At 59.4% G+C, this 15,301-nt stretch carries 13 protein-coding genes; 12 read left to right on the plus strand and 1 reads right to left on the minus strand.

What is annotated here, in order from left to right; genetic code table 11:
* Positions 1 to 380: 380 nt before the first annotated feature.
* The 11 genes from PD282_RS06915 (at position 381) to PD282_RS06965 (ending at position 12,610) form a co-directional block, all read left to right on the plus strand.
* Positions 381 to 1,730 carry an ABC transporter substrate-binding protein gene (locus PD282_RS06915; protein ID WP_274649615.1) on the plus strand — a complete coding sequence of 450 codons (1,350 nt, stop codon included), beginning with the start codon at positions 381 to 383 and terminating at the stop codon, positions 1,728 to 1,730.
* Between the two features lie 6 nt (positions 1,731 to 1,736).
* Positions 1,737 to 2,603 carry a carbohydrate ABC transporter permease gene (locus PD282_RS06920; protein WP_274649616.1) on the plus strand — a complete coding sequence of 289 codons (867 nt, stop codon included), beginning with the start codon at positions 1,737 to 1,739 and terminating at the stop codon, positions 2,601 to 2,603.
* Positions 2,600 to 3,493 carry a carbohydrate ABC transporter permease gene (locus tag PD282_RS06925; protein ID WP_274649617.1) on the plus strand — a complete coding sequence of 298 codons (894 nt, stop codon included), beginning with the start codon at positions 2,600 to 2,602 and terminating at the stop codon, positions 3,491 to 3,493. Before PD282_RS06920 ends, PD282_RS06925 begins: the two co-directional genes overlap by 4 nt.
* Positions 3,494 to 3,667: 174 nt before the next feature.
* Positions 3,668 to 4,774, plus strand: coding sequence for a Gfo/Idh/MocA family protein (locus tag PD282_RS06930; protein WP_274649618.1), 1,107 nt, complete (start codon positions 3,668 to 3,670; stop codon positions 4,772 to 4,774).
* A gap of 86 nt (positions 4,775 to 4,860) precedes the next feature.
* Positions 4,861 to 5,664 carry a sugar phosphate isomerase/epimerase family protein gene (locus PD282_RS06935; RefSeq protein WP_274649619.1) on the plus strand — a complete coding sequence of 268 codons (804 nt, stop codon included), beginning with the start codon at positions 4,861 to 4,863 and terminating at the stop codon, positions 5,662 to 5,664.
* Between the two features lie 153 nt (positions 5,665 to 5,817).
* Complete coding sequence (locus tag PD282_RS06940) at positions 5,818 to 7,212, plus strand: sulfatase family protein (RefSeq protein WP_274649620.1); 1,395 nt, start codon at positions 5,818 to 5,820, stop codon at positions 7,210 to 7,212.
* Positions 7,209 to 8,225: a Gfo/Idh/MocA family protein gene (locus tag PD282_RS06945; protein ID WP_274649621.1), complete on the plus strand. Its 1,017-nt coding sequence runs from the start codon at positions 7,209 to 7,211 to the stop codon at positions 8,223 to 8,225. Before PD282_RS06940 ends, PD282_RS06945 begins: the two co-directional genes overlap by 4 nt.
* Positions 8,226 to 8,233: 8 nt before the next feature.
* On the plus strand, positions 8,234 to 8,779 hold the full coding sequence (gene cysC, locus PD282_RS06950) for an adenylyl-sulfate kinase (RefSeq protein WP_274649622.1): 546 nt from the start codon (positions 8,234 to 8,236) through the stop codon (positions 8,777 to 8,779).
* Positions 8,780 to 8,792: 13 nt separating this feature from the next.
* A complete protein-coding gene (locus PD282_RS06955; RefSeq protein ID WP_274649623.1) occupies positions 8,793 to 10,211 on the plus strand; it encodes a sulfatase family protein in 1,419 nt (472 codons plus the stop codon).
* Positions 10,212 to 10,283: 72 nt separating this feature from the next.
* Positions 10,284 to 11,174 carry an AraC family transcriptional regulator gene (locus tag PD282_RS06960; RefSeq protein ID WP_274649624.1) on the plus strand — a complete coding sequence of 297 codons (891 nt, stop codon included), beginning with the start codon at positions 10,284 to 10,286 and terminating at the stop codon, positions 11,172 to 11,174.
* 17 nt (positions 11,175 to 11,191) lie between these two features.
* A complete protein-coding gene (locus tag PD282_RS06965; RefSeq protein ID WP_274649625.1) occupies positions 11,192 to 12,610 on the plus strand; it encodes a sulfatase family protein in 1,419 nt (472 codons plus the stop codon).
* 227 nt (positions 12,611 to 12,837) lie between these two features.
* On the opposite strand, the gene PD282_RS06970 is transcribed toward PD282_RS06965, so the two are convergent.
* Positions 12,838 to 13,608 (minus strand): carbon-nitrogen hydrolase family protein, encoded by a 771-nt coding sequence (locus PD282_RS06970; RefSeq protein WP_274649626.1) that lies wholly within the window; start codon positions 13,606 to 13,608, stop codon positions 12,838 to 12,840.
* Between the two features lie 315 nt (positions 13,609 to 13,923).
* Between PD282_RS06970 and PD282_RS06975 the strand changes: the two genes are divergently transcribed.
* Positions 13,924 to 15,141: a threonine synthase gene (locus PD282_RS06975; protein WP_420832276.1), complete on the plus strand. Its 1,218-nt coding sequence runs from the start codon at positions 13,924 to 13,926 to the stop codon at positions 15,139 to 15,141.
* Positions 15,142 to 15,301: the final 160 nt, after the last annotated feature.

Here is a 15,301-nt window from a genome sequence, read left to right on the forward strand (position 1 = left end):
TCACCCCCCATAAAAAGGCAAAAACGCAGGTGTCGCGCCTTAATTCCCCGCGATACAATCGGAATTGAACCAAAGGGAACCCGGGCCTTTTGGACATGCGGCCGGTTTTGTGCAAGCGCATACACCGGTATGCGATCAACGAAGCGTAAGCTCCACAAAACTTAAGTGAATGCTTCCGAAGCAAGTTTTGCTGCGAAGTGATTCAGAGTAGCTTTTTCTCCACAAAACTTAAGTTGATGCTTCCGAAGCCAGTTTTGCTGCGAAGTTATTCAGAGAAGCGTAAGCTCCACAAAAATTAAGTGAATGCTTCCGAAGCCAGTTTTGCTGCGAAGTTATTCAGCGAAGCATAAGCTCCACAAAACTTTTAGGAGGATGCAATCATGAAAAAAACGAAACGTTATACGGCGTTCGCTGCGGCTCTTCTGCTGGTGCTTGCGATGCTTGCCGGCTGCGGCGGAGGAACCGGGAACGGCGGCGGCGGAAACGGAGCCTCCGGTACGGACGGCTCGGCGCCTTCCAACGCTCCTAAGAAAGAAACGATCTCGATCATGGTCGGCAGCACCGGCACCCTCCTGGACGCGATGAAGGCGGTGGCGGCGGAAGCCGAGAAAAAGCTGAACATCTCCGTAGAATGGGACATTAAGCCGGACGGCGCGGAAGGCGACAACCTGGTCAAGACGCGTCTGGCGACCGGCGATATGGCGGACATTCTCGCCTATAATACCGGCTCGCTGTTTCAGGCTCTCAACCCGTCGCAAAATTTCGTCGACTTGACTAACGAGCCGTATATGGCCGACATTTTGGATTCGTTTAAACAGACGGTGACCTCGGACGGCAAGGTGTACGGCGTTCCGACCGGCTCGACCCGCGCGGGCGGCATCATGTACAACAAGAAAGTGTACAAGGAGCTTGGCCTGACGATTCCGAAGACGTGGGCCGAATTTATGGCGAACAACGCCAAGATCAAGGCGGCGGGCAAAACGGCGGTGATCGCCACCTACAAGGACACGTGGACCTCGCAGCTCTTCGTGCTCGCCGATTATTACAATATCCAGGCCCAAGACCCGGATTTCGCCAAAAACTATACGGCGAACAAAGCGAAATACGCCACGACGCCGGCTGCGCTGCGCGGCTTCCAGAAGCTCGAGGAGGTGTACAAGGGCGGCTATATGAACAAGGATTTTCTGGCTACGACCTACGACAACGGCCTGAAAATGCTTGCGGAAGGGACGGGCGTGCAGTATCCGATGCTGACGTCGGCGCTGGATGAAATCTATCAGAACTTCCCCGATAAAATCAACGACATCGGCATTTTCCCGGAGCCGAGCGACAGCCCGGACATCAACGGCCTGACGGTCTGGATGCCGAACGGCCTGTACATCAACAAGAACGGCAAAAAGGTCGACGCGGCGAAGAAATGGGTCGAATATTTCGTCTCGCCGGAGGGACAGGCGGCCTTGTCCGGCAAATTGAAGGCGGACGGTCCGTTCGTCATCAAAAACGTGAAGCTTCCCGACGACGCGTACGCGGCAGTCAAGGAAATGCAGCCGTATTTCGACCAGGGCAAAACGGCGCCGGCGCTCGAATTCGTCTCCCCGGTCAAAGGGCCGAACCTGGAGAACATCACGGTTGCCGTCGGCAGCGGCATCACGCCTGCAGCCAAAGGCGCCTCCGATTACGATAAAGACGTCGAGAAGCAGGCACAGCAGCTCAACCTCCCGGGCTGGTGATCCAAGATGATCCGATTAACGGTAAAAACGTATTCGTATTGGTTTCTGCTCCCGGCGTTTCTCATTTATTTCGTGTTCTACCTGCTGCCGACGGTGCTGTCGCTGTTTTTCAGCATGACGCGGTGGACGCTGACGGACTGGGATTTTATCGGCTTCGACAACTATCGGACCTTCTTCTCGGAAACATCGCTGAATATCGGCTTTCGCAATACGCTGATTTACGCCGTCGTGACGTGCGTGTTTAAAGTGGTGCTCGGCCTTTTTCTGGGCGCTTACCTGTCGTCGCGGGTTCCGTTCAAAAACTACCTGCGCTCCGTCGTGTTCTTTCCCACGCTGCTCAGCACGATTGCGGTCGGGATCGCCTTCTCCATGATGATGCATCCGTCGCAGGGGATCATCAATACGAGTCTGGCGGCGATCGGCATCACCGGTCCCGACTGGCTCGGCAATACGAAAATCGCGCTGCTGTCGGTTGCGTTCGTCGACGTCTGGAAGGGCGTCGGCATCGCCACCGTCATTTATATCGCCGGCATTTCGGCCATCTCGCCGGAGTATTACGAGGCGCTGAAAATCGACGGCGGCAGCGCGCGCAATGCGTTCTGGAACATTACGGTGCCGCTCAGCCGCCCGGCGATGAACTCCGTCATCATTCTGTCGTTTATCGGGGGGCTGCGCTCCTTCGACCTGATTTGGGCGATGACCAAAGGCGGGCCGGGGTTCACGACCGACCTGATCGCGTCGATCATTTACAAGCAGTATCAAGCCGGCTTCTACGGCCTGGCGACGGCGGGCAACGTCATCCTGTTCATCGGCGTGTCGCTGCTGGCGTTTCCGTTGTACAAGTATTTGGCGAGAAGCGAGGTGCATCTATGAGCGCAAGCACAAGCACAAGCGTAAGCGGGGCGATGAGCGCAAGCGAAAGCGGCCGCTTCAGCGCCGGCGCGAAGCGCTGGGCGGTCGGGGCGGTTTCGCTGCTGCTCAGCACGGTCATTTTCTGGATTCCGTTCTATTTTGTCCTGATCAATTCGGTGAAAAACAAGACGGATGCAGCGGATATGAGCATGGCCTGGCCGAGCTCCTTTCACATTGTGGACAACTACGTTTCCGTGCTCCAGGCTTCGGATTACATGCTGCTCGAGGCGTTCCGCAACAGTCTGCTGCTGACGATCCTGTCCATCGGGCTGCTTATCGCCGTCAGCTCCCTGGCCGGGTTCGTGCTGCAGCGCCGGGAAGGGGGCCGGGGCTCCTCCTTCCTGAACTTTCTCGTGCTGGCCGGGCTGATGATCCCGCCGGCGATCGTGCCGACGATCTGGGTGCTCGACCTGCTGAAGCTGTTTAAAACGCTGGCGGGCATCACCTTGATCGAGGCGGCGCTGCATTTTCCGTTCGCGGCGATTTTGTATAAAGCGTTCTCGGCCACGCTCCCGCGCGAAATCGACGAAAGTGCGCTGATCGACGGCTGCGGCGGCGTCCGGCTGTTCTACAGCATCGTTTTTCCGCTGCTGAAGCCGGTGACGTCGACGATCATCGTCCTGGAATCGATCAACGTGTTCAACGATTTCGTCAACCCGCTTTATTTTTTCCCGGGAGCGGGGAACGCGACGGTTCAGCTGACGCTTTACAACTTCATGAGCCAGTTCACGACGTCGTGGAATTTGTTGTTCGCCGATATCGTGCTGATCTCGCTGCCGATGCTGATCCTGTTTATTTTCTTCAACAAGCGGATCGTATCGGGAATGACGGCCGGCGCGGTCAAAGGCTGACCGGAGCGGGCGGCCGGGCGGTTTCCGCTTTGCGGGAGGCCGCTTCGCCGCTTTTCCTGTCCCGATCGGAGCGGTTTTTGTCCCGATCGGCCATGAATCCGGCTTCCGTGCCCGTTATGATGGTTATTAGGAAGCGGTTACAATTTTAGAGTCGAAAAGGAGCGGATGCTCGGTATGGCGGTTAAAATCGGCATTGTCGGCATGAACGGAATCGGAAACAACCATGCAAACTGCTACAAGGAAGACAACCTGGCGGAGCTGGTCGCGGTATGCGATGTCGTCAAGGAGCGCGCCGATGCGGCGGCGGAGAAGCACGGCGTGAAGGCGTATTACAGCCTGAAGGACATGCTGGAGAACGAGCCGGACCTCGAGGTCGTCGACGTGACGACGGGAGGGATCGACAACGGCAGCTGGCATTTCGAGCCGGCAATGGAAGCGGTCGCGGCCGGCAAGCACGTGCTCGTGGAAAAGCCGTTGTGCAACGACGTCCGCGAGGCGAGGGAGCTCGTCGTGTCCGCGGAGAAGAAGAAGGTGTACCTCGGCTGCAACCTGAACCACTATTTCACGGCGCCGGCCGAGAAGGCAAAGCAGTATATGGATAACGGCCAGATCGGCGAGCTGGTCTATTGCTTGGCAAAAATGGGCTTCAACGGCGGGGAAGCGAATTACGCTGCGGCGGGCTCGCTGAAAATCAAAGGTCACCCGTACTTTCATATGCGGGCTTTCTTGACGCATCCGTTCAGCGTCATGCGGCACTTCTGCGGCGATATTACGCACATCCAGACGTTCTCCGACCGGCCGGGCTTCCGGCGCAGCGCAGGCGATGTGATGGTCTCGATCAACAGCATTCACGTCAAATTCGCAAACGGCGGCGTCGGCTACCTGCTGAGCCAGCGGGGCGACGCGGTATACGGCCTCGGCGGCTGGTGGAGCATGGAAGTGGCAGGCTCGAAGGGCACGTTCTGCATCGAAAACTGCGTCGAGAAGGTTTCGTTCTGGAAAGCGGAGAAGGGTATCGCCGCCATCAGCGTCCAGCCCGAGCCGGAAGTGACCGACTACGGCACGAACAATTTCGGCCGGACGTTCAATAACCGGCTGCATGCGTTCCTGGAGGACGTGAGCGGCAAGGTGTCCCCTGACCAGCTGCGCGCAAGCGGACGCGACGCGCTGGCCGTTCTCGAATATGTGCATGCCGTTCAGGAATCGTACGAGCGGGGCGGCGAAGTGGTCCGGCCGAATCCGCTGCCTCCGCTGCACGGCGATCCGCATTTCATGCGATAAGCGAAGCTGACGACCGTGACTTTGTCCGCAAAGCTGTCACCCGAATTTACATTCTGCAGAGCCAGATCCGGAAAGGATGAATTGTAATGATCAAATTGGGCGTTAATTCCGTGCTGTTCAGGCACTTCGATTTTGCCACCGCCGCAAAGCAAATCGCCTTGTGCGGTTACGACGGCGTCGAAATCGCCGCCATCCAGGGCATGTGCGAGCACCTCGACTTAAGCCGCTGGAAGGAGCAGAAGAACGAGCTTCGCGCCATCGCGGAGGAGAACGGGCTGTCGTTCCTGTCCGCCGAGGTCGCCTCGCTGAAGGAGGAACGTCTGCTGCCGGCGTTCGAAGCCGCCGCCGAAATCGGCATTCCGGTGATCAACGTCGGTCCCGGAGGTAAAATGGGCATTGAAGAGGACCTGAGCAACTCCATCGAAACGCTTGCGCGCATGGCGGACAAAGCGGCTTCGTTCGGCGTCACGCTGTGCGTGAAAGCCCATGTCGGCAACGCCATCCACAACACGCCGACGACGCTGAAGGCGATGGAAGCCATTCCGTCCGGCTCGTTCGGCATCGACATGGATCCGAGCCATATCCACCGCGCGGGCGAAAATGCGGAGGAAGCGCTGCCCGCAGTGCTCAGCCGCGTGAAGCACATCCATATCCGCGACTGCAAAGGCCGCGAGCACGGCCCGGGGCCGATCGAGCTGCAGGCGTGCGGACGGGGCGACATCGACCTGTTCGGTTACTGCCAGGCGCTTACGTCCGGCGGCTATGACGGCCCGGTCGTGCTGGAAGTGATCGGCGCGTCACCCGAGCATTCGCTCGCCCAGGTGTCGATCGTGGCGGCGGAATCGTACGGCTATTTGAACGCCTGCCTGAAAAAGCTGAACGCCCGTTAGGCCGAAGCGTATGCTTCCGAAGCGAGTTTTTGCTCGCGAGGATGTAACTCGGTGAAGTATCACAAAAAACGAAGCATGTGCTTCCGAAGCGAGTTTTTGCTCGCGAGGATGTAACTCTGGGAGTATCGCAAAAACTTTGAGGAGGTTACCGTTTTGCCCAATAAGAAACCGAACCTTGTGATCTTCGGCATCGACAGCCTGCGCCGCGATCATATGAGCGCTTACGGCTATCCGCGACTGACGACGCCTCACATTGACAAGCTGGCGGGCGAAGGCGTGCTGTTCGAGCAGCATTTCAGTCCGAGCATCCCGACGACGCCGGCCTACGCGTCCATGCTGACGGGGATGGACGTCTTCGGCACCGACGTGGTGGCGCTCCGCCACCAAGGGCCGCTTGGCGGCCATGTCAAAACGCTGGCCGAGGTGCTGGAGGAGAACGGCTATAACACGACCTGCATCGGCTTCACCGGGAATCCTTCCTCCCGCGGCTTCCAGACCTACCTGGATTACGAAGCCTGGGTTCCCGACGAGACGGGGCGCACGCCCAAGGCGCTGCTGCTGAACGAGGTCGCCGTTCCCGAGCTGGAACGGCTGGCGAAGGACGACAAGCCGTTCTTCCTGTTCCTGCGCCATATGGACCCGCACTCGCCATACCTGCCGCCTGCGCCTTATGAGCGGGCTTTTTACGGCGGGAATGAAAAGGATCCGGACAACCGTTCGATGGACCCGGTTTACGGGTTCAAGCCGTTCGCCGATTTTCTGAAGTCATGGATTCCCGAAGGGGTGACGGATCACGAGTACGTAACGGCGCAGTACGACGGAGCCGTCGCGTATATGGACGCGTGCATCCAGACGATTTTGGCGAAGCTGGACGCGCTTGGGCTGGAGGAAGAAACGCTCGTCGTCGTCACGTCCGATCACGGGGAGACGCTGTACGAGCACGACTGCTATTTCGACCATCACGGGCTGTACGACTGCACGCTGGTCGTGCCGCTTATTTTCAAATATCCCGGACGCGTTCCCTCCGGCAGGCGCGTGAAGGAAGTGTCGCTCATTTCCGATGTCATGCCGACCGTGCTCGAGCTGCTGGAAATCGAGACGGAAACGGCATATGACGGGCGCAGCCTGATTAAGATGGTGGAAGGCAGGGAAAACGACCGCGTCAGCGAATTCTATATTACGGAGTGTACGTGGATGCGCAAGCACGGCTGGCGGACGCCGGAGTGGAAGCTGATCCGGGCGCTGGAGCCGGATTTCCATTTCAAGCCCGAGGTCGAGCTGTATAATCTGATCCGCGACCCCGAAGAGAACGTCAATCTGGCGGAACAGGAGCCGGAGGTTGTCGCGCTGCTGACGAAGCGGATGGAAGATTATATCGCGAGGCGCGAAGGCGAGACGGGACGAACGAACCCGATATTCACGAACCTGAACTGGCATGGGAAAGGGAAAGTATTCCAATCGTCCCAGGAAGCTTACGACTCGCTGCACATCGGCGGCGTCATCGCGGCCCGCGCGCTGCAGGCCAAGGAGAAGGCGGGCAAATCATGATCAGGTTCGCGGTGGTCGGCGTCAACAATATCGGCAAAATCCACTGCCGCGCCTATGCGCGGCATCCGGATACGAAGCTTGCTGCCGTATGCGACTTGATGCCGGATCGGGCCGAAGCGGCCGGGAGCGAATACGGCATTCCGGCGTACACCAGCCTGCAGGAGCTGCTGGAACGGGAGGACATCGACGCCGTCGCGGTGGCGACGGCGGGGGTCGAGAAGGGCAGCCACCATTTCGAGCCCGCGATGCTCGCGATCGCCGCCGGCAAGGACGTGCTCGTGGAGAAGCCCCTGTCCAACCGGATCGGGGAAGCAAGGCAGATGGTCGCCTTCGCGAAGGAGAAGCGGGTGCGGCTGGCGTGCAACCTGAACCACCGGTTTGCCCCTGCGGCTTACAAGGCGAAAGCGATCATCGAGGAAGGAAAGCTCGGCGCTCCTTTGTTCCTCAATATGCGGCTGACGATCCGCAACGCGCAGGAGGACACGGAGTGGCTGCATATGCGGGCGCTGCACCCGCATTCGGTCGACGTCATGCGTTATTTCGGCGGCGACATCAAACGGGTGCAGGCGTTCATGACCAAAGCGCCGGGGCGCGCGTCATGGTCGACCGCATCCGTCAACGTCGAGTTTGCGTCCGGCGCGGTCGGGCATTTGACCGGGAGCTACGATATGTCGATGCGGCACCCGATCGAATTTTGCGAGGTTGCCGGCAGCGAAGGCCGCATCGTCATCGACAACGTATATGAAAGCATGACGTTTTATCCGCATCAATCCGACGAATTGACGGTCGTCCGCAACCCGCTGTTCGGCGGCATGCAGGGCTTTAACGATACGTTCGAGCAGCGCATCGGGCGATTCGTCGAGCAGATCAAGGCGGGAGCCGCGCCCGAAGCGGTCGACGCCTCCGGCGCCGACGCGCTCGCGGCCCAGGAAGTGATTGAAGCGGCAATTGCATCGCACGAATCCGGCGGGATCCCGATCACGGTACCTGCCGCCGAAAAATCAGGAGGTTAAGTACGAACATGGACAGACAGCAGGGATCGGTATTATGGTTTACGGGATTGTCGGGCTCCGGCAAAACGACGACGGCGAAAGCGGTGGCGGCCGAGCTGAAAGCGCGGGGACGGCTTGTCGAGATGCTTGACGGCGACGAGCTGCGGGCAACGATTTGCAAAGGGCTTGGCTTCAGCCGCGAGGACCGCTTCGAGAACATCAAGCGGATCGCGTACGTGTCGAAGCTGCTTTCCCGCAACGGCGTTGTCGTGCTCGTCTCCGCCATTACGCCGTATGAGGAGATGAGAGCCTACGCGCGCAGCGTCATTCCGGATTATGCGGAAATATATGTAAATTGTCCGCTGCCGGAATGCGAGAAGCGGGACGTCAAAGGGCTCTATGCTAAAGCGCGAAGCGGGGAAATCAAGCACTTTACCGGCGTATCCGATCCCTACGAGGAGCCTGTCCGCCCGGATATCACGATCTCGACGGACGCCGACTCCGTCGTGAGCAATTGCAGTAAAATCCTGAAGTGGCTTGACGACCGTCCGCGGCCGATGCAGGCGGCTCATTAGGAGTGCGAATGCAATGAAGATCATCCTCATCTCGCTCGATACGCTGCGCGCATCCCGTCTAAGCGGTTATGGGTACGGAAAACCGACCAGCCCTTATTTGGACCGGATCGCCTCCCGGGGCGTACTGTTCGAACGCGCATATGCGGCGGATATCCCGACCGAGGTGGCGCATACCGGCATTTTTACGGGAAAAATCGGCCTGACGACCGGCGTCGTCTCGCACGGCTCGAGCCTGACGTCGCTGCCGAAGGATACGCCGTGGCTGCCGAATCTGCTGCGCGCTTCCGGCTTTACGACGGCGGCGGTGGACAATCTGTACCAGCTCAAGGAATGGTTCGCCCGGGGCTACCGGTATTACATCAACAGCGCCGGCGGCAAAAGGTGGATCGACGGCCGTACGGTCAACAGCCTCGCGATGCCGTGGATCGAGCAGCACAAGGACGAATCCTTCTTCCTGTTTCTGCATTATTGGGACGCGCATACGCCGTACCTGCCGCCGGATTCGTATGTGCCGGAATTTTACCCGGCCGGCCGGGACCCGTTCGACCCGGCGAACCGCAGCATGGAGCGGGCTTACAATCATGCGGCTTATCCGTTCTTCAAGCACCACCATTACGACCTGGTCGGCCCGGTCACCGACAGCGCCTATTACGACGCGCTGTACGACGCCGAAATCCGGTATCTGGACGACCGGCTGCAGGAACTGGACGAACACCTGGAGCGGCTCGGCATCGCGGAGGATACGCTGCTCGTCCTGTTCGGCGACCACGGCGAAAGCCTGACCGAGCACGAGATTTACTGGGACCACTGCGGCCTGTATGAGCCGACCGTCCATGTGCCCCTCATCATGCGCTGGCCGGGCCGGATTCCGGCCGGAAGGCGCGTGCCGGGCTTCGTGCAGCAGGTCGACCTGCTGCCGACGATTTTGGAGGCCGTCCGGAGCGAGCAGCCGCCCGGCATCGACGCGGCGAAGCTTCGCGAGCCCGAAGGCCTCGACGGGCGGAGCCTATGGGACGCTATCGGCGGGCGGAGCAACGGCACGCAGGAGCGGATCATGCTGAGCGAATGCGCCTGGCAGGCGGCGCGCGGCATCCGGACGGAGCGGTACAAATATATCCGCACGTACGATGCCGGGCCGTTTCGCCGGCCGCCGTGCGAGCTGTACGACCTGCATGCCGATCCGGAGGAAACGGCGAATCTTGCGGACGCGCTGCCGGACGTCGCCGCCCGCTTCGAGCGCGAGCTCGAGGAATGGGTCGCCGGGAAACTGGCGGGCCGGGAAGACCCGATGAAGCTTCAGCTCAAGGCGGCCGGCCTGCCGTTCCGCAGGCGGATCGAGCAGATTCTTTTGACCGCCGGCCTGACATGGGAGGCGTGGAGCGCCGACCCTCGGCGCGAGCGATTCGATTTGGCGGCGCTGCATCGCAGCTAGCGGTGGTCCGGCGTCTTTCATATTGTCCGGAATCAGAATTTGACGGGTTCCTTTTCGGGGGAGTGAAAGCGGATGCAGCACATTTTGGGCAGCCGGAATTACATGAAGGACGACTTTCCGTTCTGGATCACCCGGACGGACCAGGGGTCGCTGGCCGAACACGGGCACGAGTTCGTCGAGCTCGTGTATGTCGTCCGGGGGAGCGGCACCCATATTTTCCAGGGGGCCCGATACGACATCGAGGCGGGCAACGTCTTTATCATTAATCCGGGCGAAACGCATGCCTATGCGGTCAAACCGGGCGAGCGGATGGAGATCGTCAACTGCCTGTTTATGCCCTCTTTTATCCCGGACGCGCTGCTCAGCGAGCTGAACATTACGGAATCGATCGACTATTTTTACGTCCATCCGTTTCTCGGCCACGACGTGAGGTTCAATCATCACCTCCGTCTGCACGGGCAGGAGGCCGCCTCCGTGCTTACGCTGCTGGAGAGCATGATCCGGGAAATCGGGGAACGGGGCGTCGGCTACGCCACGCTCATCCGGCTGCAGATGATCGAGCTGCTCGTGCTGCTCTCCCGCTACTACGCCGTCGTCCAAAATCAGCGAACCCCATCCTCGCCGCATCAGCGGGACCGCTTCATGACCGCCCGGCGCATATACGGCTATCTCGAACGCAATTTCGATAAAAAAATAACGCTGCAGTCGCTGTCCGGCCTGTTCAATATCAGCACGAGGCAGGTCAACCGGCTGACGCGCGAGGAATACGGAAAAAGCGTGTTCGATCTGCTGCACGACATCCGGATCGAGCGCGCCAAGCGGCTGCTCAGCGATTCGGATGAGAAAGTCATCGCCGTGGCAAGCATGGTCGGCTACGACGACCCGTCCTTTTTCAGCAGGCTGTTCGTCCGGCACACGGGCTTTTCTCCGCGGGAATACCGCAGCTGCCGGAACGTGAAATAACGGAGGGGGAATGCCGGATGGAGAAAAGACCGCCGAATCTGCTGCTGATCACGGCTGACCAGCTGCGCTTCGACTGCGTGGGCTTCAGCTGCAAATATCCGGTGCGGACGCCGAACCTGGACGCTCTGGCCGGACAGGGCACCGCCTTCACCCACGCTTATTCGGTGCTCCCGGTCTGCTGTCCGGCGCGCCAATCGCTGCTCCACGGACGAAGGCCGGAGACGTTCGGCGCCCTGTGGAACTACAGCGGCGCCCTGCCCGTGGCGGCGCTCCCGCCGGATGCCTACACTTGGACGCGGACGCTTGCGGAGAACGGGTACCGGTCGGCTTATTTGGGAAAATGGGGCGTGAATCCGGATCACGACGCCACCGCTTACGGCTATCATTCGGTCGTCGGCGAGTCCGATTACGCCAAATTTGCGAAGGAACGTTATCCGGACGTCGTGTATACGAACGGATATTTCGGCGAGCCGGACCCGGTCCCGCTTGCGGACAGTCGTACGCACTGGCTGGCCGCCAGGGCGGTTGCCAAGCTGGAGGAGCTGCAGCGCGGGGACGGGCCCTGGCATCTTGCGCTTCATTTTCCCGAGCCGCATTTGCCCTGCCGGCCTGCGGGACGTTTTGCGTCCATGTACGATCCGGCCGGTGTTCCGGAATGGGACGGCTTCCGCGAAACGTTCGAAGGGAAGCCGTATATTCAGAGCCAGCAGCTGCTCAGCTGGGGCATCGAGTCGTTCACGTGGGAGGATTGGGCGCCGGTTGTGGCCCGGTACTATGGCGTAATCAGCCAGATGGACGAAGCGGTCGGACAGGTGCTGAACGCCCTAGACCGTCTGGGGGCGGCGGACGACACTGTGGTCGTGTTCACCTCCGATCACGGCGATATGTGCGGGTCCCACCGCATGATGGATAAACATTATATTTTGTACGACGACGTCGTGCGCGTGCCGCTCATTATCCGGATGCCGGGCGGGAAACCGGGACGCGTCAGCGATTCGTTCGTCTACAATTTTCTCGACCTGGCGCCGACGGTGCTGGAGCTGACCGGTCTCTCCGCCGCCGGTCCCGGCAATTTGCAAGGAAGGTCGCTGCTGCCGCTGCTGACGGAAAATGAGGAGCCGGCCGGCTGGCGCCGGTCGGTCGTGTCCACCTACAACGGCCAGCAGTTCGGACTGTACACGCAGCGCATGATCCGCACGAAGAGCTGGAAATACATATGGAACTGCACGGATACAGACGAGCTGTACGACCTGCAGGCCGACCCTGCCGAGCTGACGAACCGGATCGGCGCGCCGGAGCACACGGAGCTCGTCGCCGAGCTGAGACGCGAGCTGTACGGGCAGTTGGACGCTGACGGCGATCTGCTCGTGCGCAATTCGTGGATGCGAAGGCAGCTGCTGGAAGGGGCGAAACGAAACTGCAGCGGTTCGACGTAGATTAACTATCGAAGGAAAAGATCCATTATAGCGGACAGCTCGCTGCTGTCCGCTTTGTTTTTGGCTCCCCTGACCAGGTTCTATCCAACGAAAGCCAAAGATTGAACACGATTTGCATCAGCCGGCCCACTGCGAGCGCCGGATACGTTCCGAAACAGACGAAAATCCGCTTCCCTTGCGTGAGCCTCGGCGATATAGCCCCGCATGGATGCGAATGCCTCCCTCGTTCAAATCCGGACTTGAACATAAAGTACGCCGGCGCCCCAGTCCCCCGACTCGGCCGCACATGTCCCTTGCGGATCAAACAGATAGCCGCCGCCGGGAAAATCCTCGTCGACCGTGCGGCCTGCCTGGGTGGCCGTGCCGATATAAACGGCCTGTTCGGCGGCATACGCTCCAAGCTGAGCCCTGCACTTGTCTCTCCACCAATTGAAGCCGGACGACCAGTTCCGGGTTTCCTGTTCGCCGTATAATCCGGGAGCGGCGCATTCAAAAATGAATGCAGCTCCTTTTTCGGCATATGCGCGAAAAATATCCGGGTCGTCGATGTCCGCGCAGATGGAAATGCCGAAGCGCAGACCGCGGGCGGAAAAGACCGGCAGATGCGCGCCCGGATCGAACCATTGCTCTTCGCCTTCTTTGATCGTTTTCTTGCGGTAACAGCCAAGCAGCTCGCCGTCATTGGCGACAAACTGGGTAATATACGGCTTGCCTCCCGGATTATGCTCCACAAAACCGGCGATCACGCAAATCGAGTGGAGAGCGCTGTATCGAATGACTTGTTTCACGGCTTCGTGATCCATGGAAATTACGGCATGCGGCTGCTTCACGGGGTCGATATATCCGGTTAAATTCATTTCCGGAAAACAGACGAAATCCGCTCCCCTCGAGCGAGCCTCGGCAATATAGTCCTGCATCGTTTGGAGATTTTGTCTAATCTCCCCCTTCTCGCAGTTCATTTGCACCAGCGCAACGGTGAATGAAGTTTTCCGTTCCATCTTGTTTCAGCCCCGCCTTTCGAACAACATCGCATGAAGGATCACATACCGCAAATTGTAACAGATGATTCCATTCGAGTATAGAAAACGCTTACCCTTACGGCTTAACGATCCGCTATTGACAGCGGGTGGCCGTCACGTAACAATAAAATAAAATCATAGCCTGAACAGCGTGTCCGTGTTTTTCCCCGCCGCGATCCGCAGCGTTCTTCTTTTTTGAAGCATCCATCCTTGGCATAAACAAAACTCGTCCTTGTCAGAATGTCGTCCAAAGAAAGGCACCTTACTTTTTCGTTTACATAGGAGGTTTTGCAGGTGATCGCGAAATACAGCTATTTGTCACATTTGCGCTGCCCCAAATGCGATGCCGTGTACAATAGCCGGCAGCGGCAGCAGCTTTGCGCGTGCGGCTCCCCTTTGCTCGCGGAGTACGATTTGGAGCAGCTTGCCGCGCGGTGGAAGCCCGGCGATTTGTCGGGTCGTGCGCCCGACTTGTGGCGTTATCACGAGCTTCTTCCCGTGGAGCGTCCGGAGAACGTCGTCACCCTTGGCGAAGGGATGACGCCGCTCCTGCCGATGCCTTTTTTAGGCGCGGATATGGGAATCGAGCGGTTGTTCATGAAGGATGAGGGCATCATCCCGACGGGAACGTTCAAGGCCCGCGGTGCTGCCGTCGGCGTATCCAAAGCGAAGGAGCTGGGCGTTCGGGAGCTGGCGATGCCGACGAACGGCAACGCCGGGGCCGCATGGGCGCTGTATGCCGCCAGAGCCGGAATCCGGGCAACCGTCGTCATGCCGGTCGCCGCGCCGGAAATAACAAGGAACGAATGCGCGGTATCCGGCGCGAATTTGTTCCTGGTGGACGGGCTGATCAGCGATGCGGGCAAAATCGTCGGACAAGCCGTGACAGCCCGCGGAATATTCGATGCATCCACGTTAAAGGAACCGTACCGGATCGAAGGCAAAAAAACGATGGGGCTTGAAATCGCCGAGCAGTTCGGATGGGAGCTTCCGGATGTCATTCTTTATCCGACAGGAGGCGGCGTCGGCATCATCGGCATTTCTAAAGCGCTGAAGGAATTGCAGACGCTGGGGTGGATCGACCGCAGCCGGAAGCTGCCCCGTCTGGTGGCCGTGCAGGCGAAGGGCTGCGCACCGATCGTCAAGGCATGGGAGGAAAAAAGAACCGAATCGGAATTTTTTCCGGATTCCTCGACCGTTGCCTTCGGCATCAACGTGCCGAAAGCGCTCGGCGATTTCCTCGTGCTGCAGGCTCTCTATGAGACCGAAGGCTGCGCGGTCGCGATTGACGACGAAACGCTGCTGGCGGAGCAGGGAAAAGCCGCCCGGATGGAAGGCGCGTTTATCTGTCCCGAAGGAGCGGCGACGTTTGCGGCTGCGAGGCTGCTGAGGGAGAACGGATGGATCGGCGCGGAGGAGCGGGTCGTCGCCTTGAATACGGGCGCGGGAATCAAATACCCCGATACCGTTCGCGTGGATGTTCCGATTTTGCAGCCGGGCCAATTTCTTTGACCATTGCCCACTGCCGTTTGACAATGCGAGCTTGCCTGCAGCTTCCCTTCATCGTCATCCTTGGGCGCTCTGCCGGAAGCCCATGCCTGTAAAGCCCATGCGCGGGCATCCGGAATAAAACTTGGCAGCATATCGGCGCCTCCGTCGGCTAACGCTATAA

It is taken from the genome of Paenibacillus humicola (assembly GCF_028826105.1).
Taxonomy (GTDB): Bacteria; Bacillota; Bacilli; order Paenibacillales; family Paenibacillaceae; genus Paenibacillus_Z; species Paenibacillus_Z humicola.

Bases quoted from the DNA above. Each gene is read 5' to 3' on its own strand.
- PD282_RS06915 (WP_274649615.1), top strand. From the start codon at position 381: ATGAAAAAAACGAAACGTTATACGGCGTTCGCTGCGGCTCTTCTGCTG.
- PD282_RS06920 (WP_274649616.1), top strand. From the start codon at position 1,737: ATGATCCGATTAACGGTAAAAACGTATTCGTATTGGTTTCTGCTCCCG.
- PD282_RS06925 (WP_274649617.1), top strand. From the start codon at position 2,600: ATGAGCGCAAGCACAAGCACAAGCGTAAGCGGGGCGATGAGCGCAAGC.
- PD282_RS06930 (WP_274649618.1), top strand. From the start codon at position 3,668: ATGGCGGTTAAAATCGGCATTGTCGGCATGAACGGAATCGGAAACAAC.
- PD282_RS06935 (WP_274649619.1), top strand. From the start codon at position 4,861: ATGATCAAATTGGGCGTTAATTCCGTGCTGTTCAGGCACTTCGATTTT.
- PD282_RS06945 (WP_274649621.1), top strand. From the start codon at position 7,209: ATGATCAGGTTCGCGGTGGTCGGCGTCAACAATATCGGCAAAATCCAC.
- cysC (WP_274649622.1), top strand. From the start codon at position 8,234: ATGGACAGACAGCAGGGATCGGTATTATGGTTTACGGGATTGTCGGGC.
- PD282_RS06955 (WP_274649623.1), top strand. From the start codon at position 8,793: ATGAAGATCATCCTCATCTCGCTCGATACGCTGCGCGCATCCCGTCTA.
- PD282_RS06960 (WP_274649624.1), top strand. From the start codon at position 10,284: ATGCAGCACATTTTGGGCAGCCGGAATTACATGAAGGACGACTTTCCG.
- PD282_RS06965 (WP_274649625.1), top strand. From the start codon at position 11,192: ATGGAGAAAAGACCGCCGAATCTGCTGCTGATCACGGCTGACCAGCTG.
- PD282_RS06970 (WP_274649626.1), bottom strand. From the start codon at position 13,608: ATGGAACGGAAAACTTCATTCACCGTTGCGCTGGTGCAAATGAACTGC.